Origin of the sequence: Sporosarcina sp. P13 (genome assembly GCF_002743055.1) — a bacterium.
GTDB lineage: Bacteria > Bacillota > Bacilli > Bacillales_A > Planococcaceae > Sporosarcina.
Genome location: NZ_PDYM01000041.1, coordinates 1 through 22,511 on the forward strand (window position 1 = coordinate 1; position 22,511 = coordinate 22,511).

Genomic DNA, 22,511 nt, shown 5'->3' on the forward strand with positions numbered 1-22,511 from the left:
AGGTATATGACGTACTACAATCATTATCGTGGGCAATGGAATTTAAAAAAGTTGCCGCCTGCAAAATACAGGCAGCAACTTCAACAACTAGCATAGGCTTTTTTTAATTGTCCTTTACAAAGGGTACAGTTTATACTCTCTTCCGGTTGTTATTGCTTTGTATCGTAATATGCACCATCTTGCATCATGTTACTATAAGGATTTGTGTAGCTATTTATATGTTCTTTTTTTGCTTGGGACTGTGAAATGTTTGTCCGAATGATATTCATGAAGCGTGTAAGATTCAACTGTACTTCTTTTTCAAGCGCCATCAATTCTTGGCCTGCTTTTTGCTCAGCAGCTGAAAAAGGCTGAGCAATTTGCGGTTGCAATTTATCACGATCATCCAGAACTTTCTCAATTTGCTCAATTACCTCATCACGCTTCGCTTCTTCCACTTCATTCGTCAACGCAATCAGTTGAAGAGAACATTCACGCCACGCAGTTATCGCAGGGCGTATCATATTTCACTCACATTAGCGTATTGTTTGGAACGATTTAGTTGGATAACCTGTTTCCATGTGTCACGGAATTCTGTTATGATTCCTGCTGCTTCATCAAATAACGCTGGATCGTTCTTGATATTCCCATCGATTAAACGACTGTTAACAAACTCATACAACACCAACATATTCTCTGAAACAGGATAAGATGTATCTAGTGTCAACATTAATTCAGTCACGATTGCTTGCGCTTTTTGAATTGCAATATTCTTCTCTTCAATATTACCTTCTTTTAACGCCTTTTTTCCTTGCTGAATAAACTTTAGACAGCCGTTATATAGCATCAGCGTCAATTCGCCTGGCGAAGAAGTTGTCACCGCGTTATTTTTATATTTCTCATATGGATTGTTTATAGCCATTTATGTCATTCCCCTTTTCAAAAAAGTTTCGTTACATACCGCCGCCAAGTGAACTCATTAACTGTGCTGATTGAGCGTTTGCACGATTGATTGCAGTTTCCATCGCACTAAACTGTTTCCAGTAACGATTCTCCATCATTTCCAGCTTTCTTTCAAACCGTTCAATTTGTTGGTCCATGCTTTTTAGAGAACGGCCTAGTGCAAAACTGTCATTGAGCGCTGTTGAACTACCTGCTTTTTCCGATATCTTTTTTTGTGCATCTTGTAATTCTTTACGATACGCGTGTGCAATACCCGAATTATTTGGTGTTTCTTTATCATCTCGTCCAATTAAGTCGTAAACAGCATTTGGATTTTCCGCAATTTTCTCACGAAGCTTATCTTCATTAATTATCAATTTACCGTTATCTAAATAATTTTTAGTTGTTTCAATACCTAAATCTTTCAGACTAACTTTAATCGCATTGCCATTTTTATCAGTAGTATCGACCGCTTTAGACATAATGGAACGAAGATTCGACAACATAGTGGAAATTGCTGGATCATTACGCATCGTACCACTTTTTGCCTTTTCTTCCCACAGCTCGATTTCTTTTTCTTTCATATCTGCCTTCTGTTCATCAGAAAGCGGATGGAAAGCTTTATATGTTTTTTCTTTAATTTTACTATTTAGCTTTTCAATCATTTCATTGTAATCATTGACGAATTCAACTACCGAATCTACAATCTTGTCGGTATCCGTAGAAGAACTAAATGTCACTGGAGTCGTTGTTGTCTGTTTGAGCGAAACATCGAATCCATTTATATTGAATGTATTGGATGAACGAGTGGTTTCCAGGCCGTTAAATGTAAACTTCGCGTCTAGTCCAGCTGTCGATTTAGGGTCATCAGGATCTGTCCCACCTGTTACATTCAACTTAAGGTTTTCAACGAGTCCACCTGTACCTGATATCTCAATTTCCCCAACACCGCTATTTTTAGCACTCATCCCAATTTTCCCTGAAGAGGAATCATAAAACGCACTTGCTCCAGTTTTTTCATTGATCTGACTCAAGACAGAATCAAGCGTATCTGTAGCCTTAATAGTAATTTCAGCTAGCTCTCTTCCCGGTGCCGTTATCGTCAATTTCTGATCATCATCGCCAGTGAAAAGGCCTAAATCCTTTAGGGATGTTTTTCCTACTTGTTCATCTGTTAGCTTTTTACCATCCGTATCTTTAAGGACGCCACTTTGCAACGTTGCTTGTTTTGCCAGTTGTTCAACTTCTAGTGTACCTGAAAAGTCAGTAGTTGAAGTTTTTGAACTAATACTAACGGCCTTGTCATCGGATACACTGACTGTTTTCTTCAAGTACGTCCCCTGCTTCATCACCGTATCAAACAATTTATCACTTGATTTCCGTAAGTCGCGATTCGTGGAGCGATAATCATCTAACTGCCACTGCGTATATTGTTTCTTTTGTGTTATTTTATCAAGAGGTATTCGATGCGCTTTCATCATATCCCTAATAATCGACTCTGTATCAATACCGGATGCGATTCCACCGATTCTCATTATGCCTCACACCTTTTTAAATTTTATGATCTACCAGTAATCCGATGAAGCGTTTCATCTCTGCGTGCATATCCAAAAGTTTTTTTGGTGGAATTTCCCGCACCACCTCATCCGTTTCGGTATTCACAATAGTGACATAGTATTCATTCAACGTATCATGATATTTAAATCGCAGTTGGACGTTGACACTTTTTAAAAAGTTATTCATGCCTTCTATCAGCTTTTTTGCTTCACTTTTCGTAAGTTCCTGTTGTTTTTCTAATGACGATTGCTGTACTGATTCTTTGACGGGTTGCACTTCAACTACTGCCCTATCGCTTGCAATGGGCGCACTATCATAAGATGTCTGCACTGGTTGCGGTGCGGATCCACTGCCTATTCGACTGACCATAATGGAACCTCCTGTCATCAATGAACATTCGTTACTTATAGTATCGGATGTAAATTACCGTTATTAAGTAGTGCACAAGAATTTCTTGCCATTTGAAGTTAACATATTCTGGTTAATAAAATAGTACTTATAAGGCATTTATTCACTGTCTAGACTTAATTCACGCAGTGGAGCGTATACAATTTTACCTAATCCGCCTCTCCTCTTTTGGAGCGGGTGGATTTTTTGTGTTTTTTACGTAGAGCCAAGGCACTTACGAAATTCTTGCATAGTATAAGGGTAGTTCCACATTTGGAGGTGAAATCAATATGGGCGAATCAGTTGGATATTCAAATCAAAACAGCGGCTTCGGTTTTGCTATGATCGTCGTTCTTTTCATTTTATTGATCATTGTAGGTGCAGGATTTATGGGTTGCGGATATTAATTTCTGCACAGTAAATTAAAAAGGAGGTGACGTAATGTTCGGATTTGGTGGATATGGTGGATATGGTGGCGCTGGTGCAGGCTGCGGAAACTATGGATCAAGTTACGGATCCGGTTGTGGCGCAGGCCGCGGATTCGCATTGATTGTCGTACTATTTATCCTACTAATTATTGTAGGTGCAGCTTGCTTATAAGCACTACAAAGCCTGTCGAGTAAATTCGACAGGCTTTTTCGCTGTTTATAGGGAACGCTTTTCCATGCGCGAAACTTTCCATAATCATAGCATTCTTCAATTTTCGCAACTTATAACCGCGAACTTCCCCTACCTATATTCACTATTTGCTTACGCCAAAATTCAAAAATCATCATTCGATAGTACACAACAAACTTTCTATGATAGAAACACCCAGGGAATACAAGGTGTCGTGCACGACCTGAAGAGGTCGCTTTTATGGAAAGTTTTGAAGAGGTATTGGCGCAATATGAACCGATGATTTCAGCTGTTATACGCAAATTGAATATCTACCGTGATTTTGAACAATTTCGTCAAGCAGGACGTGTCGCTCTTTGGCAAGCATGGACGCGATTTGACAACGGCAAGGGAAACTTCACACCCTTCGCGTACCGCTCCATTTATGGGGCTCTTTTGGATGAATTAAAACGTGAAAACCGTTTCAGCGAAGCACATACTTCTGTCGAAACAGATACCGTGGAACTACTAGTAGGTCATACTTTAGGCGATGATGAAGATGTTCACGGATTACATGCTGCCCTGATCACACTATCCTTAGAGCAAAGACAACTACTAATCATGCTCTATGTCGATAATGTATCGCAGACAGAATGCGCCAAATTTTTCGGTATTACTGTAGCTGGGATCAAAAAACGACGTGAACGAATACTGAAGAAACTAAAACATCAATTAGTACAATTAACATAATAAAAAAACATCTCCTCGTCCGCTGTTCCAGCTGCAACTAGGAGATGTTCGTTTCTATAAGTATATTGGTTGCTACTGCAAACTTTACTCTTCTGTCACTTCATAATTCGGCTTTTTTGGATCTTTGAAAATGACAAAAGAAATAGAATGCCTTGGCTTCTCAAGCTTCATTTGAGCCGTCCTAGCTTCTAAACGATTCTTCAACATACACGCACGCTGATATTTTTGCGTAAACGAATAGTAGCTACAATAAATCATAAACGACGTACCATCACGTAAAATAACTCTTGTACGATCTTTGTCTACACTCTTATACGAATAAATATGCCCTAATGCAAACCATACACAATCATCGCTTGAAGGTGATTTACTCGGGAACCAGTACATATTCAGCACTTCACTTACAACAACAGGTGACATACTAATTTCACCTAACATCATTTTGGTACCATCGACCGCTCCACGCAAACTAGATCCATAATTACGGAGACTTAAATCGACAATATTCGTAGGACTTTCCCCTACTCGAACTAGCTTTCCATTACGCAACACAACCGCACACAATTTACCTTGCTCATCATAATTCGGATAAATCACGCTCGTACCAGGCGTAATTACCGCTTCCTTCAATCTCTTCATACTTTCATCCCCCTTTTATTGTCAATCTGTTGTAAACCGGCAAAAAAAGGGTATACTAAACATAGGTTAGTAAACGCTAACCGGCCATCTCCGAGTGAGTCTGCCCAGACTTCATACACTCGGAGATTTCTTATGTCCAAACACTCATTCAATCCACACTCACCCCCTTTAAGGCGTAGCAAAAAAACTCTAAGTCTACAGAACCTTCCAACTCAAACTAGTGATGGTTCATTACACTTGAATTCGCTATGACTTTATAATGCGGCATGATCATCCAGTCCCATGCCATTTTGACTAGTATATAATAGATTCAATCTTTCGTCTATCCTAATTTACACTATTCTGACTTTACAGTAAATTGAGATTTGTAAAGGCTTTTCTTCCTATTCATTTTACGGAAAACGTCCAAATCAACCGTTCATGTTATAATTGCGACATGAAGAAATCGAGCATAAGTAGAGAAAGGTGTCATCCGATGGAAAAACTCGCAACCAATTTACCAGAGTATGTAGTAAATCAAATTCTAGAAAATGCTTTTCAATGGTTTGTCGTTGTTGATCAACAAGCTAGAATTCTGTACATCAATGATGATTATTGTAAGTTCTTGAAAATAGGCCGTAAAGAAGCAATTGGCATGCCCGTAAACGAAGTGATTGAAAATACTCGAATGCATGAAGTAGTCAAGTCTGGCGAAGAACATATCGCCTCCCCCCATTTTATCAAAGGTATGTATATGCTTGCGAATCGGATACCGCTAAAAGTAGATGGAGAAATCATCGGTGCTTTTGGCAGTGTGATCTTTAGAGACTTACATGATTGGCATCATCTAAGTTCTCATGTTAAACAGACACTTGAGAAAATCACAATCGGCACCAAACCTTCAGATGAATTATCTTACCAACTAAGCGACATTAAAGGATCTTCCGCTGCGATCTGCACTATCAAAGACACAATCCGAATGATTGCACCTAGTGATTTACCTATCTTAATCCAAGGAGAAAGTGGAACAGGCAAAGAATTATTCGCACATAGCATCCATCAATTATCCGATCGCTCGGACAAACCTCTTATTAAAGTAAGTTGTGCTGCCATACCACCCGATCTTTTAGAAGAAGAGCTATTCGGTCATAGAAAAACCTCTAGCACTGCTGAAAGAAATGGAAGAATCCACCTAGCAGACGGTGGAACATTATTTTTAAATGATATCGGAAGTCTTCCCCTTCCCGTCCAAGTGAAATTATTGAGGGTACTAAATAATGGAGCGATAGATTCACTCAATTCCCATCAATCCGAGAAGATTAATATTCGGGTCATCGCTTCAACCAATCAACCGTTAACAGAGTTGATTGAAGCACAGCAATTCCGAAAAGATCTATATTACCGAATTCAAGCCATTACATTGCAAGTTCCTCCGCTACGCGAACGGATGGAAGACTTCTCTGAAATCACCAGCTTCATGTTCCATAAAGCGATCGCCAAAGCAGGAAAGCGAGATCTGGTGTTAGCCGAGGAAACGATGAACTACTTACACGCCTATCAATGGCCAGGCAATATACGTGAATTACAAAACGTCATACAAGCAGCCGTTTATTTAACGAGCGGAGACACGGTTCATCCGGATGCCTTACCCGCTCAAGTGAAGAAACGAACTGTCCAATATGTCCCTAGTTCACGTACGTTGGCTGAATCACTTGAAGAACTTGAGAAAACGATTATTCAAGAGACGTTGGAGCAATTTCCCGATAAAAAAGAGGCGGCACTACTGTTAGGCGTAAGTAAAAGTACATTTTATGAGAAATTAAAAAAATATGATTTATGACCTATTTTCCAGACTACCGGAATCCATTCCGGATTATCGGACTGAAAATATCAATAGTATTAATCAACCTACAGTTATTTTCCGATAGATCGGAATAAAAACTTAAAAGTAACGTGCAAACCGCTTACTCAAGCGGTTTGCATGTTTTTTTATAATCTGATTTAATAATTGAAAGCGCTTAACTTGTAACATTTTAGACAAAGTTTCATAGGCAACTAGAATTTCACTTCGCAAGAAAAAAAGTTAATAAAACGGGGGGTATAAAAATGGGTATATTAGGAATGATTGGTTTACTTGGTGGTTTGGCTTTACTCATTATTTTAACAATGAGAGGAGTCAACATATTAATAGCCGGACCTGTTTCCGCATTATTCGTCGCACTCATGAGCGGCATGACATTATTTCCACAACTAGCAGCGGAAGGAGAAGGTAATTTCGTCACTAGTTATATGACAGGTTTCACTGGATTCATCATGTCATGGTATTTGATGTTCCTACTCGGTGCTGTGTTTGGTAAAGTAATGGAGGATAGCGGAGCGGCGGATGCTGTTGCGAAATGGTTTGTTGAAAAATTAGGTATGAAATTTGCTGTTCTTGCGATTGTTATGGCTTGTGCAATCTTAACGTATGGTGGCGTTAGTCTATTCGTCGTCGCATTCTCGGTTTATCCAATGGCCATTTCATTATTCAAGCAAGCTGATCTACCAAGACGCTTCATTCCTGCTACACTAGGACTCGGTTCTGTTACCTTTACGATGACTTCCGCGGGATCACCTGAAATTCAAAACTGGATACCTATCGAATTTTTAGGAACGAATGCCTATGCCGGCTGGGAAGTTAGTATCATCGTTGGCTTGTTCATGGCATTCTTCGGCTATTGGTGGTTGAAGCGTATGATCACAAAAGCAATGAATAAAGGAGAACGCTTTGTTGATAGAAAAACAGACCCTACATTTGATACAACACGTGATTTGCCAAACCCATTCTTATCCATGATTCCGTTGGCAATTGTACTCATCATCTCTTATGTATTCCATGATAAACTAGCACAATCCGCTTTGATACTCGCGCTACTTGGCGGCATTGTCTCAACGTATTTCGTAGGCAGAAAATATTCACAGAACTATGGTGCTGCAGTATCGGCTGGTACACTTGGCGCAATGGTCGCAATCGGAAATACAGCTGCTGTTGTTGGATTTGGCGGTGTAGCAAAAGCAGTTCCCGCATTCCAAGACGCAGTAGCAGTCATGACAAACATTCCCGGCTCTCCACTAATCGGTGCAGCTATTGCCGTATCCGTCATTGCTGGTATGACCGGATCAGCTTCAGGTGGTCAAGCAATTGCCTTACCACTTATCGCACCACATTATATAGACATGGGTGTCAATACAGAAGCATTACACCGTGTAGTTGCGATTTCATCTGGTGCACTGGACTCCCTGCCACATAACGGCTATGTCGTCACAACGATTCAGTCCATCGCAGGTGAAACACATCGTGCAGCGTATGGTGCAATGGCAGCAGTCACGGTCATCGTGCCCGTGATCGGTGTCATCATCGCCATCGTATTATTTTCATTAGGATTCGGTATTTGATTTGATAGTTAGGGAGGAAACAACATGGTAAAAGATAAAGTATTGTTCATCACAGGCGCTGCGCAAGGAATAGGCTTCGAGATTTCTAAAGCATTCTCAGATGCAGGTGCACATGTCGTGTTAACGGATTTGAATGAAGAAAAAGTAAAAGAAGCGGCCGCTACATTAGGTAGTAGCGCAATCGGTCTAAAATGTGATGTGACGAAGGAAGAGGATATTCAGCAAGCCATCGATGAAGCGATTGCCCACTTTGGACGAATCGATATTCTTATTAACAATGCGGGGATGCAACACGTGTCGATGCTAGAAGATTTTCCAACTGAGAAGTTCGAACTTCTCGTCAAAATTATGCTAACTGCACCATTCATCACAACTAAGCTGGTGCTCCCGCATATGAAAAAACAACAATTCGGCCGAATTCTAAACATGGCTTCTATTAACGGACTCATTGGATTTGCAGGGAAAGCAGCGTATAACTCGTCAAAGCATGGTGTTATTGGCTTAACGAAAGTGGCAGCGCTAGAAACTGCTTCAGACGGCATCACAGTCAACGCCATTTGTCCAGGTTATGTTGACACACCACTTGTGCGCAATCAGTTTGAAGACTTAGCTAACGTACGTGGCGTAGCGATGGAAGCGGTGTTGGAAGAAATCATTTATCCGTTAGTGCCCCAAAAGCGTTTGCTTGATGTGAAGGAAGTGGCAGATCTCGCGCTGTACCTATCGAGTGAAAGTGCGAAAGGGATTACAGGGCAGGCAATTGTTTTGGATGGTGGGTATACAGTGCAGTAGGTTTTAGATGACGTAGAAGAATAATTAGTAACCCCTCGTGCTTGTACGAGGGGTTTTTCTTTTTAACTAAGGCAATAGGAGTTCGAGTGATACTATGCAGTACAGATATGTGATTGAATCGCGCTATAGAGCCGCTGTACTGCGCTATTCTTTTGATGGACCGCGCTATTCTTCTGACGGACCGCGCTATTCTTCTGACGGACCGCGCCAATCTGCTGACGGACCGCGCCAATCTGCTGACGGACCGCGCCAAAGTTCCGAATAACCGCGCCAATCTGCTGACGGACCGCGCCAATCTGCTGACGGACCGCGCCAAAGTTCCGAATAACCGCGCCAATCTCCTGACGGACCGCGCCATTCTTCTGACAAACCGCGCCATAGTCTCGAATAACCGCGCCATTACCCTGACGGACCGCGCGAAAGCACCGGACAACCGCGCCATCCAGCAATCCACCCCAGCTAAATATATTGAAGACTAACAAAAAAAGCCCTCAAACCGACGACAAGTCGATTTGAGAACTGTACATATCTTTAGTTGACTCCACATCACATCTTATAAAACGCTCAACTCGGAATCCTTCATATCACTTATGAACATACAGCCAGGTGAATGTGTGATCATAATGGAAGGCTTACTTTCCATCGCGACCGCTTGAGGCGTCACGCCACACGCCCAAAACACAGGTATCTCTCCTTCGTTAATAGTCACGGATTCCCCGAAATCTGGTTTTGATATGTCATCAATTCCAATCAAACTCGGATCCCCCAGATGGATAGGCGCGCCATGTACAGCTGGGAAGCGTGTAGTAATCTGAATCGCCCGAATGGCATCTTGAGCCGTCATCGGTCGCATGCTCACTACTGTCGGCCCTTGAAAAATTCCTGCTTGATTACAGGCAATATCCGTCTTATACATCGGCACATTACGATTTTCTTCTATATGCCTAATAGGAATTCCATTGTCTAGCAAGGGCGCTTCAAACGTGAAACTACAACCAAGTAAAAAGCCCACCATATCGTCTTCCCAGTAGTCTGTAATATCCTTCACTTCTTCCGTCAACACACCGTCTTTATAGATGCGGTAACTCGGCAGCTCACTGCGTAGATCTGCTTTTTCTGCAAGTCTACTAGGACGATACGAGCCAGGTTCTGTCACATCCAATAATGGGCAGGACTTAGGATTACGCTGGCAAAACAGCAGGAAATCTAGCGCATGCTCTTGTTTCAATATGACCAAATTCGCTTGCGTGAACCCTTTGGACATGCCCGAAGTCTGTCCAGTGATTTTTTGTTGACGGATCAACTTCCTGACTTCTGCCGCTTTCATGGAACTATAATCTTTCATCAATAAAACCTCCTATCCATCAACTAAATAGTAATGGAATCTGTTCGATCAACGTCATGACACTCAACACACCCATAACTACGACGACGATTGCGCCACCAATAGTCAACCACAATGGATGCTTGTATTCACCGACAATATTCTTCTTATAAGCAGCTATCAGCAATGTTCCGAGCGCAAGTGGCAAAATTAATGCGTTCAATGCACCAACTAACAACAAAATAGTAACCGGTTTTCCGACGAATGCGAACGTCGAAGTCGATATGACGATGAATAAAATAATAATCCAGTTATGATACTTTTCGATGAGCGGGTGGAATGATCGGATGAATGAAACCGATGTATAGGCTGCACCGACAACAGATGTGATCGCCGCTACCCACATGATTACCCCAAACAGTCTTAAACCAATTTCCCCGGCGCCAAGCTGGAACACTGATGCCGGTGGATTTTCTGGATCGATTTGCAATCCTTGCGCAACGATGCCGAGTACTGCAAGAAATAAGGCTACTCGAATGATTCCAGTAACGACGATCCCTGTCACTGAACTCCTAGTGACCAATGGTACGGATTCAATTCCTTTGATTCCAGCATCCAATAAACGGTGTCCACCAGCGAACGTGATATAGCCACCGACTGTACCGCCAACTAGCGTCACAATCGCGAAGAAGCTAATCTCTGAAGGATTAAATGTCCTAACGATCGCCTCTCCGACTGGCGGTGATGTTTTGAATGCGACGAATACGACCAATAGAATCATAATTACCCCGGCAACAGCCACTACTTTGTCCATCACCTTGCCGGCCTCTTTCACTAGGAAAATGAGAATCGCAAATACCGCACTGATAATCGCACCCATAATTGGATCGATACCAATCATTGCGTTAAGTCCTAACCCTGCTCCCGCAACGTTTCCGATGTTGAATGCGAGACCCCCTGCAACAATAAGGAACGCCAGCACAAAGCCTAGACCCGGAAGAACTTTATTGGCAATTTCCTGCCCCCGTAATCCAGAAACAGCGATGACTCTCCAAATATTCATCTGTGCAAAGACATCTAGAATTAATGAAATTAAAATGACAAAACCAAAACTCGCGGCTAATTGCTCCGTGAAAACCGTTGTCTGTGTAAGAAAGCCCGGTCCGACAGATGACGTAGCCATTAAGAACGCGGCACCGAGCAATACGCCGCGAGTTACTTTTTTCTGTTGCTGATCTTGAGCCAGCCCTAATTTTTCCTCTTTCATAGAGAATCCTCCCTACCAGAAATAGCAGCAACGACAATCTGTTCCTCGTTCAGCCGATCAGTAATGTATTTCGCAAACTCAACTGCATGCTCTCCATCTCCATGAATACAGATTGTATCTGCTTGAAGAGCGACTTCCGTGTTTTGCTGTGAAATGACTTTTCCTTCCTTCACCATTTGGATGACTTGTTCTGCAGACTTTTCCTGATCTGTAATCATCGCATCTTCTTGGGAACGCGATGTCAGCATGCCATTTGATTGATACGTACGATCAGCAAACACCTCATGAGCTGTTACTAATCCAATTTCTTCTCCTGCTCTAGTCAATTCACTGTCAGCAAGACCGAACAACACGAGTGAAGGAGATACATCATAGACTGCCTGTGCAATAGCTTGCGCGAGTTCTTTATCTCTAGATGCCATTTGGTACAGCGCGCCATGTGGTTTTACGTGCTGCATCGGTTCGTTATGTACTGCTAAAAATGCTTGCAGTGCACCGATTTGATATACTACCATGTCATATGCTTCTTGAGGCGTGATATTCATATCTCTACGTCCAAAGCCGACCAAATCAGGCAATCCCGGGTGTGCACCAATTCGAACACCATTATCAATCGCAAGCTTCACTGTTTTTCTCATCACCGATGGATCACCTGCGTGGAAGCCACAAGCCACATTGGCAGATGTGACGTATTTTAATATTTCCTCTTGCTCCCCTAACGTATACCGGCCAAAGCTTTCCCCTAAATCACTATTTAAATCTACCTGTACCATACAAATGACCTCCCTATAATTTTTCAAAGTATATAAGTAAGCGTTTGCAAACCTTCTAGTTTCATAATTCGAAACCTAGGTTCTGAACTTGAAACCAAGTTTATCACAAAACTCTTTCGTTGAATAGATTATTGTCGAAACATATCAAGTATTTTTATTTACTAGTTAATAAGCTTGTAATTTCACTTTAGCTATTTATAATGGAATTATGATTCATTTAACAGAATTAAGGTTTCGAATTTCAGAACCTAAAGGAGTTGTTGTTATGAATAAGAAAAAAGCTCTTACTATAAAAGCACTTGGAGATTCAGCCATCATGATAAAATTAGGTGAAGGCATCGATCCGTTAATTCATCAACAAGTAAAAAATCTCTCATTCCTATTGAATGAGCAGCCATTTGACGGTTTTATAGAATCCGTCCCCGCTTATAATAATTTAACGGTGTATTATTCACCATATAAAGTCCACCAATCGAAAATAGGATTTTCCGTAACAGGGACTCCAATCGAAAAAGTGATAGACTACATGAATACATTAGCTGAAAATATTTCAGAAATACCCGTTGCTGGAGGGAATCTAGTACATATCCCTGTACTCTACGGTGGCGAATACGGCCCTGACTTGAAAATAGTAGCTGACACACATGGACTGTCAATTGAAGAGGTCATCGCGATTCACACAGAACCTGAATACCTCGTCTACATGATTGGATTCGCTCCGGGATTTCCATTCTTAGGTGGACTGGATGAGAGAATTGCCACGCCAAGAAAAATTACACCACGTACAGCCATTGCACCTGGATCCGTCGGCATTGCGGGTAAACAAACAGGCGTCTATCCATTAGAAACACCAGGTGGCTGGCAAATTATCGGACGCACGCCAATCGATTTATTCCTACCTGACATGTCACCCCCCTCCTTATTGCAAGCTGGAGATAAAATAAAATTCTGTCCGATCACATCCGAAGAATATGAACAGCAAAAGAAGGTGAACAAATGACGCTCAACGTGTTGAATCCAGGACTCCTAACAACAATGCAAGACAATGGACGATTTGGTTCACAAAAATACGGCATCATTGTAAGCGGTGCCATGGATAGCTACTCTATGCGCATTGCGAATTTGCTCGTAGGAAATGACGAAAATGAGGCTGTACTAGAAATTACGTTGTTTGGAACCACTCTCCAATTCGAGGAAGATACATTGATTTCAATTACAGGCGGAGACTTACAAACAACAATTGACGGTATATCCGTTCCTACATGGCGACCTATGATTATTAAAAAGGGGTCCATTTTAACGTTCGGTTTTGCGATCGAAGGATGCCGTGCGTATCTTGCATTAGCCGGGGGCATCCATGTTCCTTCTGCAATCGGAAGTAAAAGTACCTATATAGTGGCAGGAATCGGAGGATTTAAAGGAAGACCTTTACAGCAAGGAGATCGTATTCCACTAGGCAAACCAACAGCAACGAACGAGCGAATCTTTCAACAGACAGTGCAGTTTGGAGGCATTTCCAATTGGGCAGTCCCTTACCATTCACTCGTCAGTCTAGATTCAACACAAACAATCCGCATCATCAAAGGGACAGAATATGATCACTTCGATAACGATAGTAAAGAAGCGCTAGTACGTGAAGCTTATGTTGTTACACCACAGTCCAACCGAATGGGTTCACGACTAGAGGGCCCTTCGCTTTCCTTAACCGAAAAACTAGAACTACTCTCTGAAGGCGTAACATTTGGAACGGTTCAAATACCCCCTAACGGAAAACCGATTATTTTAATGGCAGACAGACAAACAACAGGGGGCTATCCTAAAATCGCTCAAGTCATTACCGCAGACTTAGGCAGCCTATCCCAATTAAAGCCGAATGCCAAACTATACTTTCAGCTAGTTACGCATACAAAAGCCGAAGAAGAACTTTTAGCTAAAGAACAACTCATTAATGAAATCAGAACCGGCATACAGCAGAAAACGAAATAGTAAGCGAAAAAACTTGCCACGCGATGGATTGCGTAGCAAGTTTTTCAATTAATCCACATAGCCGAGTTGCCTAGAGATTTCTAGCGCAGCTCCTTTTACTTTTGGAATGAGATTTCCTATATTGTCTTCTGAATAATTTGCTTCAATACCTGCTATGCTAATGCCTGCAACGACTTCACCGCTAAAATCGTATATCGGTGCAGCAATGGAAGAGGTGAAATTTTCTAGTTCAGAATGACTGATTGTATAGCCATTCTTTCTAGCATCTTGAATCGAGACTAGTAGTTCGTCGCGATCTGTAATGGTTCCTTTAGCCAATTGTTTTATCTCCACAGAATCTAAATACTTCTCGATTTCATTATCCGTTAGATGAGACAAAATGACGCGCGAACAAGCACCCGCATATAAAGGGCTATTCCTTCCAACCGCTGTGTAAAGTCGAACTTTTTGATAGGTATCGATTTTTTCGATATAGATCGCTGCGTCTCCCTGTTGAACAATTAAATTAATCGCTTCTTTCACATCATAATGAAGCGCCTCCATAATCGGATAGGCAATCTTACGTATATCTAGCCGCTTCGATACGAGGTTACCATATTTCAAAAACAACAGACCCAACCGATATTTCGAATCCGCTCCTTTTTCTAAGAACATCATCTCTTCTAAAGAAGTCAACATTCGATAGACCGAAGACTTCGGAATGCCTGAGAGTTCAATGATTTCTTGAAATGTAAGAGCGGGATGGTCAATAAATAGATTTAAGATGTCCAAAGAACGGACGACTGTTTTATTTTTTGTACTCATGTTGGCTCCTTTCCATTAGACGATAGTTTATGTAGATTCTATGGACGAGTATACCATCATTACTATGCCTGTGCATCACACTAATCATTTAGCGCATCTGTCTGCTACAACCGCGCCAATGTGCTACCTAACCGCGCCATTCAACCGATGAACAGCGCCAATGTGCTACCTGACCGCGCTATTACACCGACGAACAGCGCCAATGTATTACCTAATCGCGCCAATCAACTGACGAACCGCGCCAAGGGGCTACCTGACCGCGCCATTCAACCGATGACACTGTTAAACTACCACTATAATCCCACCTAGTATTCCAATACATAACCTTCGTGTCGTTTCCCATGTTATACTAATAGCAACTGTTATAAAAGGAGTCCTTCTTAATGTCATATGAATTACTAGTATTCGATCTAGACGATACATTATTCGATTTTGCTGAGACAGAAAAGCATGCGCTCGGCAATACATTTACAAGCTTTGGATTACCGAACGGCTTGGCTGCATATCGTGACAGCTACCGCGCCATCAGCTCCGTCATCTGGGACGACCTCGAACAGGGACGCATTACGCTGGAAGAGTTGAAAGTGGAACGCTTCCGTCAATTATTCGCACAGCACGAACTGCCAATTGACGCGTCACGTTTCGGAGAGCTGTACATCGAAAACCTAGGCCGCGAATCACATTTGATCGACGGTGTGGAAGAGATGCTTTCGGGTCTGGCGGATTACCGGCTAGCCATTTTAACGAACGGCTTCACACGAGCCCAACACGCACGCATCGCTGGCTCACCGCTACGCGATACATTCGAAGCCATCATCGCTTCGGAAGAAACCGGCTTCAAAAAACCACAGCCTGAAATTTTCGACTATGCGTTTAAACAACTCGGCATCACGGACCCTTCCCGTGTGCTAATGATTGGCGATTCTTTAACATCGGATATACAAGGCGGCATGAATGCTGGAATTGATACTTGCTGGTTTAATCCTCACCGCCACCCAAATAACACAGCGGTTCAACCAACGTTTGAAATTCATTCTTGGGCAGAGTTCCGTGTTGGACGCCAGGCGGTTAATAGTAACTGATTAGATGTTTCGGTGAAGTTAAATAGATAAACGTAAACCCTCCGACACTCTGACGGAGGGTTTGTTCTATTCACTAAAAATGCAGTTACTCATGCCCATACACACGATAATACTTATCTAAATTCTCGATTAGGCGCCCTGTCCGCTTCGCTGTATACTCTTCAAACGAAGAATCTTCCTTTTCTTTAACGAGTGACCATAACGACCAGAGAAAGTCTGACTTCAGCTTTTGTAAATCAAGTGACTTTTTCGAAGAAGCTGGCAAACCGTAATAATCAAGTAACATTTGCTCTTGCTCCTCACTTAACTCACGTTCCAAAACAAACGCCGCCAAATCCCACTCTGGCAAATAATTCGCACTGTACTCCCAGTCGATCAACAGCAACTGCTTGGCATCATTTTGAATAAAATTAGTCGTCACCGAATCTATATGACACGGCACATAGTCCTGCCGCTCCCCTTGCATCAACTTCCTCACCCGCTCCTCCAACAACACATAGGACGAAGGGATTTCAGTTAACGCAGCTTTATACTTCTCAACCTCTTCCCAATAATTAAAACGATTAATAAATTCCCTTTTCGACGAATGAAGCGTAGACAACACACCCGCAACTTTCTCCAAATATTCCGCAGTCGCAATCAGATCCCGCGTTAAATGAGCCGCTGCGTCGTAATACGGAGTCATTTTAATACCTTCATCGGTAAACACCACATTGCCGACTGTCACCCCAATTTCAGCCGCAATTTGCTGGTTTGCTTTTTCATTTTGGCGGTTAATAATGTCTTCAAACTCATGCGCCGGGAAACGTAAGACGTATTTTTTCCCTTTGTGTGCAACGAGGAAGTTTAGGTTGGTAAGACCGCCAAGTCTTTTGATATATGTTAGTTCTTCGATTAGAAACACTTTTTTCGCACCTCTATTTTTCATATTATTGAATATATTTAATTGTTCTATAACTTTCTCCATTATACCTTAGTATTGTTTATAGCATACTAAAAATATAGGAAACGGTAGCTAATAGGCACGGTTCCAGAACATACTGCTGGAACGCGCCATTGTTTCGGTAAAGCAAATTCTATAAACGTAACCCCTCCGACATGGCGACGGAGGGGTTGTTCAATTATTTATTTCGCTAACGTCCAGCGTCATACAGTTAATCAGTTGCCGCTTCAATAAAGCGATCAAATAACTTAAGCGTAACAAGTTCCTGTCCACCCACCAATGCCTCAGGATGCCATTGAACCCCTACTACAAAACGATGCGCTGTACTTTCCAACGCCTCAATCACACCATCCTTCGCCACCGCTGTAACAACAAGTGGTGATTTAACTTCTTTCACCGCTTGATGATGCAAAGAATTCACACGCATTTCCAAAGTCCCAGCGATTTGTGCAAGTTTGCTATCCGGTACAATATCAACAGAATGAGTCGCAAACCTCAAATCTGTCACTTGAAGATGCTGAAGTAAATTACCTGACAACTGCGCATAAATATCCTGATAAATCGTTCCACCGAATGCGACATTCAACAGCTGATGACCACGACATATCCCAAGAACGGGTTTATCCTGATCTATCATACCCTTGACCAGCGCGATTTCCATCTCATCCCGCCCTGGTATGACCTTCCCAAGCTTCTGATGCGGCTCTTCACCATACAAAAAGGGATCCACATCGTCTCCCCCAATCAACAGCAAACCATCCAAACGACTGCAAATCTCCCCGATTCCGTCCATTCCTATAGGTAAGACGAACGGTACGCCACCAGCTCGTCGAATCGCTCGAATGTATCTGGAATGGACTAGCGTACCTCCGTTCCTATCTACATCTGACGTAACCCCAATTAACGGCTTCATCCACTTCCCTCTCCTTTTGATAATACTCTAGCTGTATTTAAAACTAAGATGCTCAGCAGCGACAAGTAGCTAGCACACAATGTATAATATGAACAAACATTCTTGTAGGTGGTGTAACACTATGGAAGGATACTATATAGTATATTATCGGATTTGTGGAAAGTTACTTGGGGATGGCTGTATAACTCACTTAGTTAAATAATTTTCTACTGATTTAATAGCAGCCTGATGCTCCTGCATTTGTTTATTAAGTTGGTTACGCTCTTGTGCAGACAGACGATGATCCGTTGCATACGTAGCGATATCTTTCATTTTATGCAGTCTATTTTCAATCTCTTCAAGTATTCGGTCCTGTTGCTTAACCTTTTCTAATTGTTCTTTGAGAAGTTCTATTTCCCCTTCAGCGTTAGTATTCATCTGGCATCGCCCCTTAGATTTATTGCTAGTACACTTTCATTTGTATATAATATAGAACCCCAAAAAGAGACTTCCCTAGAGAAGTCCCTTTTTGATATATAAAGGGTCCTATTAACGTAGTAGTTGTAGAACGCCTTGCGGTTGCTGATTAGCTTGCTCGCTGCTATGTCTTTCGATCATAGGATAGACTATATCTTCACCCTTCGATTCCTCGATAGGGGCTGGGCGCTTCGGACGTGTTGCTTGTCCTACGGATTTCATCGTCATTGCAGCTAGTGCCTTAGACGGTATATCCTAGTCGTTGAACGTTCCCCACGGTTTCCCGACAGGGGCTTCGCTGCTGATTGTCCAATCTCTTCTTTTTCAAACCTTCGCGTTTACCGTTTCCAGTTCCGCTGTGGCAGAAGAGCTCTAAGGAGGTTCCAGCAATTCACCCAGTTATGATCTAACCCGTTACCAAGTTAGACGCCCGTTCACAACATTACCGAAGAAGTTGTAATACTCCTTGTGGGGTTTGCTGCGCTTGAGCCAACATTGCTTGTGCCGCTTGTGAAAGGATTGAATTCTTCGTTTGTTCCATCATTTCTTTCGCCATCGTGCGAAACATTTACTTTCATAAATGACTAGACTATATCTTCACCCTCTAATCTCTTAGTAGGGGTCGGGCGCTTCGGATTCACAATGCTGATGGACATTGTTTCACCTATGGATTTCATCATCTTAGCAAGGCGTTAGATGGTCTATCCTAGTCGTTGAACGTTCTCCACTCTTTCGAGACAGGAGCTTCGCTGCTGATTGCCCAATCTTTTCTTTTTTCAAACCATCACGCTTGTCGTTTCCAACTACGTTGTGGCAAGAAAAGCTCTAAGGACTTTCCAGCAATTCACCCGATCATACTCACTAGCCGTTACCAGCTAGGACGACTGTGCTTGTCACTGCTTAAGCAGCTAAAGCATAATCAACGTCACGGATACGAGATTCCGCAGCAGTTAGGTTTTCAGAAGATGTGTTTAAGTTGTTGATTGTGTGCTCAAGACGGTTTTGAACAGCACCTAGTTTTGAACGTTCAGATGAAACTGTTTTAATTGCTTTATCTAAACTTTCAAGGGCATTTGAAGCACCTGCTTGAGAAGAAACATCAATTCCAGCAATACCTAAAGCAGCTGAACGCATATCGTTAACACCCAAAGTGATAGTTTGTCCTTTGTTAGCACCAATTTGGAATGTCATTCCACCGTTACCAGAAGCATCTGTTTGAGCTTGGCTTAAACCTAAATCTTTAACAGATGTACTCCCTGGTGTGTCTAAGAACTTGACTGGTCCAGATTCGCTATTAATTTCAAATTTACCATCTTCAGTTGCCTTTACAACAACGTCTTTAATAAATCCCGCATCTGCGGAGGTAGTTGCACCTGAAGTTAAGTTCGCTGCAGCGATTGCTGTGTTTAAATCTGTTTGTAACTGTGTTGCTACATCTGACATATCTTCACCATTAGCGTAAGCTCCAGTTCCACCTGCAGTAACTTCCATAGTTACTCCGTTTATATCCATTTTAAATGTAGAAGCATCAGCAATAGTTGTTCCATTATAAGTACTAGTTCCAGCAGTACCAGTTGCAGTTGCAGTCATAGTATTTAATAGACCACCTCCATCATCAACTTTGGATTTTGTGCCAGTAGTACCACTTTCAATAACTAAATTAGTCCCATCACTGTAAGCATTAACGTGTGCAACATTTAAACCAGAAGCATCTATAGCTTCATTAATCTTTTGTCCAATTAATTCAGCAGCTGCTTGCTTAGTATTGGCATCAGTAGCTGCATTTTTAAGGATGTTTTGTTCTTCACTTGTCAGGTCCTGCCAATCGACATCTATAGATGCACCATCTACAGTAATTGTTTCTTTTGTAAATGCTGATGCATTTGTTATTGCTCCAGATAATTTTCCAGCAGTTTGCGTTGCTACTATTGCTCCAGATGTTGTATTTTGTCCAACAGTTGCCCCACCTGCAGATTTTAAATTACCACTTAATAACTTTTGCGTATTGAATTCAGTAGTATTACCAATTCGGTCAACTTCTTCTTTTAACTGCTTAACTTCATCTTGAATCGCTTTACGGTCGTCATTAGTAATTGTACCGTTAGATGATTGTGTTGCCAATTCACGCATACGTTGTAGAATATCATGTGTTTCATTTAAAGCACCCTCAGCAGTTGCAATCATAGAAATACCATCTTGAGCATTAGCTGAAGCTTGATCCAAACCACGAATCTGACTACGCATTTTCTCAGAGATTGCTAAACCCGCTGCATCGTCCCCGGCTTTGTTAATACGAAGACCTGAAGCCAATTTCTCCATTGATTTACTTTGTGCACCAAATGCACTGCTCAACTGACGGTGCGTGTTCAGCGCTGTAATATTGTGATTAATAATCATGTTAATTTCCTCCTTGAGTGTTTGTTAGGTTCACGTCCATGTGACCCTTATTTTTTGTGGCGGTGTCTAAAGCCGGCCGAACTCTCTCTACCGCTTACACTATTACTATCGGACAGGTTACTAGAGTCTTTAGTGTTTTTTAAATGTTTTTTTGCCCACTATGTACATGTGAAGAAGTTGTGGCACCCTAGTTACTGTTCAATCTTTTGCTTTAGACAGCCAGTTGATGTCTAGTGCTAGTGCTTCGGTGTTCGATTCTGTGATGGATTGGACGAGTTCGCCTCTTAAGATGTCGACAGATTTTGGTGCTTCGATGCCTATTCGGACGGTGTCGCCTTTGACTTCTAGAATCTTTACTTCTATATTGTCTGCAATTTTGATAGTTTCGCCTACTTTACGTGAGAGCACTAGCATATTATTTCACCTCTTTGGCAATTGGATGTTTGATTGCATAGCGATTGTCATTCAGAATCATTTGTTTCGCTTTTCTATTTTCTATATGGAAAAGTAATGGCGCTTGTAAGTTAATGGTGGAATCCTCTAAAGATTCTTTGATACATACGATACCAAGCACCATTAAATCTTCTTGTTTTTCTATTTCAAGCAAATCAATTGTTGGATCATCGATTGTGAAATCATATCTATCGACCAGGTTATAAGGACTCGCTACAACGAATGCGATGCCTGCTTGTTTTGTTGATTGCAGTATTTGTAAGTCTAAGTTCTCGCCAATTGGCAGCAAAACAAATTCCTTTTCGTCTTCAAAACCCGGAAGTCCTTTCGGGAAATGCCATGCTTTTGATAAATCGACTTCCACTTTATCGTGGAATTTCGTTTCAATTTCTTTTACTGTATTCACCATCTATCACTCTCTCCTTCTCTTGTATCTTAACCAAAGGCAGTATGGACCATTGGGCAAAATAAAAAGAACGGTCGCTCACCGTCCTTTTCTAAACTTTCCAGTCAATATCAATCGATCCATACTGCTCCATTACAACATTAACTTTTCCAGGCGTGTAATGATGGATTGGTTTGTTTATTTTCGATTCCACTATTGGTTTCTGTGGGGTTACATTGATGTCTAGGGATCCGGCGGTAATGTCTATTTTAACTTTTGTGGGGTCGCCAACGAACTTTACTTGTAGTTCTGCCATCGGTCGATCGGTACTTTGTTTGATGATATCCGCAATCGTTGAACCATTTTCGATTTTCAACAGTTGCTGACCTTCTTGCGCCCGACGGACAGTTCCTTCTTGTACTTTCTGCTTACTATATTGTGCAATTTCAGCTGTGCGGCGGGATGCGCTTTTCAAATCTACATCCGCACGATTTTCTGTTGTGTCGAGTGATAGTTGCGGGCGTGTGGTAGACATTTCAAGAATTGCCGCTGGTTGCTCTAGGCTCAACGTTGCCCTCGGTTGCTCGATTTCTTGAATTGGTCTAGTCACTTGCAATCCTATTTTTGCTGGTGTGGTCTGAATTTGAAGTTGCGGAATGTTCACGACGGTC

28 protein-coding genes and 1 pseudogene are annotated in these 22,511 nt (G+C 41.9%); 11 read left to right on the forward strand and 18 right to left on the reverse strand.

Annotation, left to right across the window (positions count from 1 at the left end; all coding sequences use genetic code 11):
* The coding region (locus CSV79_RS17480; protein WP_369824980.1) for an IS3 family transposase at window positions 1–96 on the forward strand (96 nt) is incomplete at its 5' end.
* Between the two features lie 53 nt (window positions 97–149).
* On the opposite strand, the gene fliT is transcribed toward CSV79_RS17480, so the two are convergent.
* Genes fliT through flaG form a run of 4 tightly spaced genes read right to left on the reverse strand, consistent with a single transcriptional unit; the run spans window position 150 to window position 2,847 of the window.
* Window positions 150–503, reverse strand: a complete 354-nt coding sequence (fliT, locus tag CSV79_RS14320) for a flagellar protein FliT (protein WP_099689729.1) — start codon at window positions 501–503, stop codon at window positions 150–152.
* Complete coding sequence (fliS, locus tag CSV79_RS14325) at window positions 500–901, reverse strand: flagellar export chaperone FliS (RefSeq protein WP_099689730.1); 402 nt, start codon at window positions 899–901, stop codon at window positions 500–502. The genes fliT and fliS overlap by 4 nt, the downstream gene beginning before the upstream one ends.
* A gap of 31 nt (window positions 902–932) precedes the next feature.
* Complete coding sequence (locus CSV79_RS14330; protein ID WP_099689731.1) at window positions 933–2,456, reverse strand: flagellar hook-associated protein 2; 1,524 nt, start codon at window positions 2,454–2,456, stop codon at window positions 933–935.
* Between the two features lie 16 nt (window positions 2,457–2,472).
* Entirely contained in the window at window positions 2,473–2,847 is a 375-nt protein-coding gene (gene flaG, locus CSV79_RS14335; RefSeq protein ID WP_099689732.1) for a flagellar protein FlaG, read from the reverse strand.
* A gap of 308 nt (window positions 2,848–3,155) precedes the next feature.
* Between flaG and CSV79_RS14340 the strand changes: the two genes are divergently transcribed.
* From CSV79_RS14340 to CSV79_RS14350, 3 genes are all read left to right on the forward strand, one after another.
* Entirely contained in the window at window positions 3,156–3,272 is a 117-nt protein-coding gene (locus CSV79_RS14340; RefSeq protein ID WP_099689733.1) for a YjcZ family sporulation protein, read from the forward strand.
* Window positions 3,273–3,306: 34 nt separating this feature from the next.
* Window positions 3,307–3,465, forward strand: coding sequence for a YjcZ family sporulation protein (locus tag CSV79_RS14345; protein ID WP_099689734.1), 159 nt, complete (start codon window positions 3,307–3,309; stop codon window positions 3,463–3,465).
* A gap of 258 nt (window positions 3,466–3,723) precedes the next feature.
* Window positions 3,724–4,212 carry a sigma-70 family RNA polymerase sigma factor gene (locus CSV79_RS14350; RefSeq protein ID WP_099689735.1) on the forward strand — a complete coding sequence of 163 codons (489 nt, stop codon included), beginning with the start codon at window positions 3,724–3,726 and terminating at the stop codon, window positions 4,210–4,212.
* Window positions 4,213–4,296: 84 nt separating this feature from the next.
* Here the strand turns inward: CSV79_RS14350 and CSV79_RS14355 are convergent, their stop codons facing one another.
* Window positions 4,297–4,851: a competence protein ComK gene (locus tag CSV79_RS14355; RefSeq protein ID WP_099689736.1), complete on the reverse strand. Its 555-nt coding sequence runs from the start codon at window positions 4,849–4,851 to the stop codon at window positions 4,297–4,299.
* 475 nt (window positions 4,852–5,326) lie between these two features.
* On the opposite strand from CSV79_RS14355, the gene CSV79_RS14360 reads away from it, so the two are divergent.
* The 4 genes from CSV79_RS14360 (at window position 5,327) to CSV79_RS17180 (ending at window position 9,536) form a co-directional block, all read left to right on the forward strand.
* Window positions 5,327–6,670 (forward strand): sigma-54 interaction domain-containing protein, encoded by a 1,344-nt coding sequence (locus CSV79_RS14360; RefSeq protein ID WP_099689737.1) that lies wholly within the window; start codon window positions 5,327–5,329, stop codon window positions 6,668–6,670.
* Window positions 6,671–6,942: 272 nt separating this feature from the next.
* Window positions 6,943–8,265 (forward strand): GntP family permease, encoded by a 1,323-nt coding sequence (locus CSV79_RS14365; protein ID WP_199171932.1) that lies wholly within the window; start codon window positions 6,943–6,945, stop codon window positions 8,263–8,265.
* Window positions 8,266–8,289: 24 nt separating this feature from the next.
* The gene (locus tag CSV79_RS14370; RefSeq protein ID WP_099689739.1) at window positions 8,290–9,057 is read left to right on the forward strand and encodes a 3-hydroxybutyrate dehydrogenase; all 768 of its coding nucleotides are present in this window, start codon (window positions 8,290–8,292) and stop codon (window positions 9,055–9,057) included.
* 113 nt (window positions 9,058–9,170) lie between these two features.
* On the forward strand, window positions 9,171–9,536 hold the full coding sequence (locus CSV79_RS17180) for a hypothetical protein (protein WP_233201462.1): 366 nt from the start codon (window positions 9,171–9,173) through the stop codon (window positions 9,534–9,536).
* A gap of 74 nt (window positions 9,537–9,610) precedes the next feature.
* On the opposite strand, the gene CSV79_RS14375 is transcribed toward CSV79_RS17180, so the two are convergent.
* The 3 genes from CSV79_RS14375 to CSV79_RS14385 are packed head-to-tail and all read right to left on the reverse strand — an operon-like array spanning window position 9,611 to window position 12,421.
* Window positions 9,611–10,402, reverse strand: a complete 792-nt coding sequence (locus CSV79_RS14375) for a putative hydro-lyase (RefSeq protein ID WP_099689740.1) — start codon at window positions 10,400–10,402, stop codon at window positions 9,611–9,613.
* 19 nt (window positions 10,403–10,421) lie between these two features.
* Window positions 10,422–11,648, reverse strand: coding sequence for an NRAMP family divalent metal transporter (locus CSV79_RS14380; RefSeq protein ID WP_099689741.1), 1,227 nt, complete (start codon window positions 11,646–11,648; stop codon window positions 10,422–10,424).
* Entirely contained in the window at window positions 11,645–12,421 is a 777-nt protein-coding gene (locus CSV79_RS14385; RefSeq protein ID WP_099689742.1) for a LamB/YcsF family protein, read from the reverse strand. Before CSV79_RS14385 ends, CSV79_RS14380 begins: the two co-directional genes overlap by 4 nt.
* A gap of 265 nt (window positions 12,422–12,686) precedes the next feature.
* On the opposite strand from CSV79_RS14385, the gene pxpB reads away from it, so the two are divergent.
* The gene (gene pxpB, locus CSV79_RS14390) at window positions 12,687–13,421 is read left to right on the forward strand and encodes a 5-oxoprolinase subunit PxpB (RefSeq protein WP_099689743.1); all 735 of its coding nucleotides are present in this window, start codon (window positions 12,687–12,689) and stop codon (window positions 13,419–13,421) included.
* Entirely contained in the window at window positions 13,418–14,407 is a 990-nt protein-coding gene (locus CSV79_RS14395) for a 5-oxoprolinase subunit C family protein (RefSeq protein ID WP_099689744.1), read from the forward strand. Before pxpB ends, CSV79_RS14395 begins: the two co-directional genes overlap by 4 nt.
* Before the next feature lie 48 nt (window positions 14,408–14,455).
* Here CSV79_RS14395 and CSV79_RS14400 read toward each other — a convergent pair whose 3' ends face one another.
* Window positions 14,456–15,211, reverse strand: coding sequence for an IclR family transcriptional regulator (locus CSV79_RS14400; protein ID WP_099689745.1), 756 nt, complete (start codon window positions 15,209–15,211; stop codon window positions 14,456–14,458).
* 383 nt (window positions 15,212–15,594) lie between these two features.
* Between CSV79_RS14400 and CSV79_RS14405 the strand changes: the two genes are divergently transcribed.
* Window positions 15,595–16,293 (forward strand): YjjG family noncanonical pyrimidine nucleotidase, encoded by a 699-nt coding sequence (locus tag CSV79_RS14405; protein WP_099689746.1) that lies wholly within the window; start codon window positions 15,595–15,597, stop codon window positions 16,291–16,293.
* An 85-nt stretch (window positions 16,294–16,378) separates the two neighbouring features.
* Here CSV79_RS14405 and CSV79_RS14410 read toward each other — a convergent pair whose 3' ends face one another.
* The 9 genes and pseudogenes from CSV79_RS14410 to CSV79_RS14445 all read right to left on the reverse strand — a co-directional run bounded on the left by CSV79_RS14410 (window position 16,379) and on the right by CSV79_RS14445 (window position 22,504).
* Window positions 16,379–17,260, reverse strand: coding sequence for a choline kinase family protein (locus CSV79_RS14410; RefSeq protein WP_099689747.1), 882 nt, complete (start codon window positions 17,258–17,260; stop codon window positions 16,379–16,381).
* 187 nt (window positions 17,261–17,447) lie between these two features.
* On the reverse strand, window positions 17,448–18,149 hold the full coding sequence (locus CSV79_RS14415) for a gamma-glutamyl-gamma-aminobutyrate hydrolase family protein (RefSeq protein ID WP_099689748.1): 702 nt from the start codon (window positions 18,147–18,149) through the stop codon (window positions 17,448–17,450).
* A gap of 186 nt (window positions 18,150–18,335) precedes the next feature.
* On the reverse strand, window positions 18,336–18,566 hold the full coding sequence (locus CSV79_RS14420; protein ID WP_099689749.1) for a hypothetical protein: 231 nt from the start codon (window positions 18,564–18,566) through the stop codon (window positions 18,336–18,338).
* Between the two features lie 111 nt (window positions 18,567–18,677).
* Window positions 18,678–18,833 (reverse strand): hypothetical protein, encoded by a 156-nt coding sequence (locus CSV79_RS16880; RefSeq protein ID WP_158232552.1) that lies wholly within the window; start codon window positions 18,831–18,833, stop codon window positions 18,678–18,680.
* 214 nt (window positions 18,834–19,047) lie between these two features.
* A pseudogene (locus CSV79_RS14425) lies at window positions 19,048–19,161 on the reverse strand (flagellin); the annotation flags it as partial.
* 344 nt (window positions 19,162–19,505) lie between these two features.
* Window positions 19,506–21,002, reverse strand: a complete 1,497-nt coding sequence (locus tag CSV79_RS17370) for a flagellin N-terminal helical domain-containing protein (protein ID WP_099689750.1) — start codon at window positions 21,000–21,002, stop codon at window positions 19,506–19,508.
* A gap of 198 nt (window positions 21,003–21,200) precedes the next feature.
* Entirely contained in the window at window positions 21,201–21,416 is a 216-nt protein-coding gene (csrA, locus tag CSV79_RS14435) for a carbon storage regulator CsrA (RefSeq protein WP_099689751.1), read from the reverse strand.
* 1 nt (window position 21,417) lies between these two features.
* A complete protein-coding gene (gene fliW, locus CSV79_RS14440) occupies window positions 21,418–21,864 on the reverse strand; it encodes a flagellar assembly protein FliW (RefSeq protein WP_099689752.1) in 447 nt (148 codons plus the stop codon).
* Window positions 21,865–21,952: 88 nt separating this feature from the next.
* Window positions 21,953–22,504 carry a DUF6470 family protein gene (locus tag CSV79_RS14445; RefSeq protein ID WP_099689753.1) on the reverse strand — a complete coding sequence of 184 codons (552 nt, stop codon included), beginning with the start codon at window positions 22,502–22,504 and terminating at the stop codon, window positions 21,953–21,955.
* Window positions 22,505–22,511: the final 7 nt, after the last annotated feature.

Bases quoted from the DNA above. Each gene is read 5' to 3' on its own strand.
- CSV79_RS14410 (WP_099689747.1), bottom strand. From the start codon at position 17,260: ATGGAGAAAGTTATAGAACAATTAAATATATTCAATAATATGAAAAAT.
- CSV79_RS14340 (WP_099689733.1), top strand. From the start codon at position 3,156: ATGGGCGAATCAGTTGGATATTCAAATCAAAACAGCGGCTTCGGTTTT.
- fliS (WP_099689730.1), bottom strand. From the start codon at position 901: ATGGCTATAAACAATCCATATGAGAAATATAAAAATAACGCGGTGACA.
- CSV79_RS14330 (WP_099689731.1), bottom strand. From the start codon at position 2,456: ATGAGAATCGGTGGAATCGCATCCGGTATTGATACAGAGTCGATTATT.
- CSV79_RS14360 (WP_099689737.1), top strand. From the start codon at position 5,327: ATGGAAAAACTCGCAACCAATTTACCAGAGTATGTAGTAAATCAAATT.
- CSV79_RS14415 (WP_099689748.1), bottom strand. From the start codon at position 18,149: ATGAAGCCGTTAATTGGGGTTACGTCAGATGTAGATAGGAACGGAGGT.
- csrA (WP_099689751.1), bottom strand. From the start codon at position 21,416: ATGCTAGTGCTCTCACGTAAAGTAGGCGAAACTATCAAAATTGCAGAC.
- CSV79_RS16880 (WP_158232552.1), bottom strand. From the start codon at position 18,833: ATGACGATGAAATCCGTAGGACAAGCAACACGTCCGAAGCGCCCAGCC.
- CSV79_RS17370 (WP_099689750.1), bottom strand. From the start codon at position 21,002: ATGATTATTAATCACAATATTACAGCGCTGAACACGCACCGTCAGTTG.
- CSV79_RS14380 (WP_099689741.1), bottom strand. From the start codon at position 11,648: ATGAAAGAGGAAAAATTAGGGCTGGCTCAAGATCAGCAACAGAAAAAA.
- fliW (WP_099689752.1), bottom strand. From the start codon at position 21,864: ATGGTGAATACAGTAAAAGAAATTGAAACGAAATTCCACGATAAAGTG.
- CSV79_RS14420 (WP_099689749.1), bottom strand. From the start codon at position 18,566: ATGAATACTAACGCTGAAGGGGAAATAGAACTTCTCAAAGAACAATTA.
- CSV79_RS14400 (WP_099689745.1), bottom strand. From the start codon at position 15,211: ATGAGTACAAAAAATAAAACAGTCGTCCGTTCTTTGGACATCTTAAAT.
- CSV79_RS14345 (WP_099689734.1), top strand. From the start codon at position 3,307: ATGTTCGGATTTGGTGGATATGGTGGATATGGTGGCGCTGGTGCAGGC.
- CSV79_RS14385 (WP_099689742.1), bottom strand. From the start codon at position 12,421: ATGGTACAGGTAGATTTAAATAGTGATTTAGGGGAAAGCTTTGGCCGG.
- CSV79_RS14350 (WP_099689735.1), top strand. From the start codon at position 3,724: ATGGAAAGTTTTGAAGAGGTATTGGCGCAATATGAACCGATGATTTCA.
- pxpB (WP_099689743.1), top strand. From the start codon at position 12,687: ATGAATAAGAAAAAAGCTCTTACTATAAAAGCACTTGGAGATTCAGCC.
- flaG (WP_099689732.1), bottom strand. From the start codon at position 2,847: ATGGTCAGTCGAATAGGCAGTGGATCCGCACCGCAACCAGTGCAGACA.
- fliT (WP_099689729.1), bottom strand. From the start codon at position 503: ATGATACGCCCTGCGATAACTGCGTGGCGTGAATGTTCTCTTCAACTG.
- CSV79_RS14355 (WP_099689736.1), bottom strand. From the start codon at position 4,851: ATGAAGAGATTGAAGGAAGCGGTAATTACGCCTGGTACGAGCGTGATT.
- CSV79_RS14375 (WP_099689740.1), bottom strand. From the start codon at position 10,402: ATGAAAGATTATAGTTCCATGAAAGCGGCAGAAGTCAGGAAGTTGATC.
- CSV79_RS14405 (WP_099689746.1), top strand. From the start codon at position 15,595: ATGTCATATGAATTACTAGTATTCGATCTAGACGATACATTATTCGAT.
- CSV79_RS14395 (WP_099689744.1), top strand. From the start codon at position 13,418: ATGACGCTCAACGTGTTGAATCCAGGACTCCTAACAACAATGCAAGAC.
- CSV79_RS14370 (WP_099689739.1), top strand. From the start codon at position 8,290: ATGGTAAAAGATAAAGTATTGTTCATCACAGGCGCTGCGCAAGGAATA.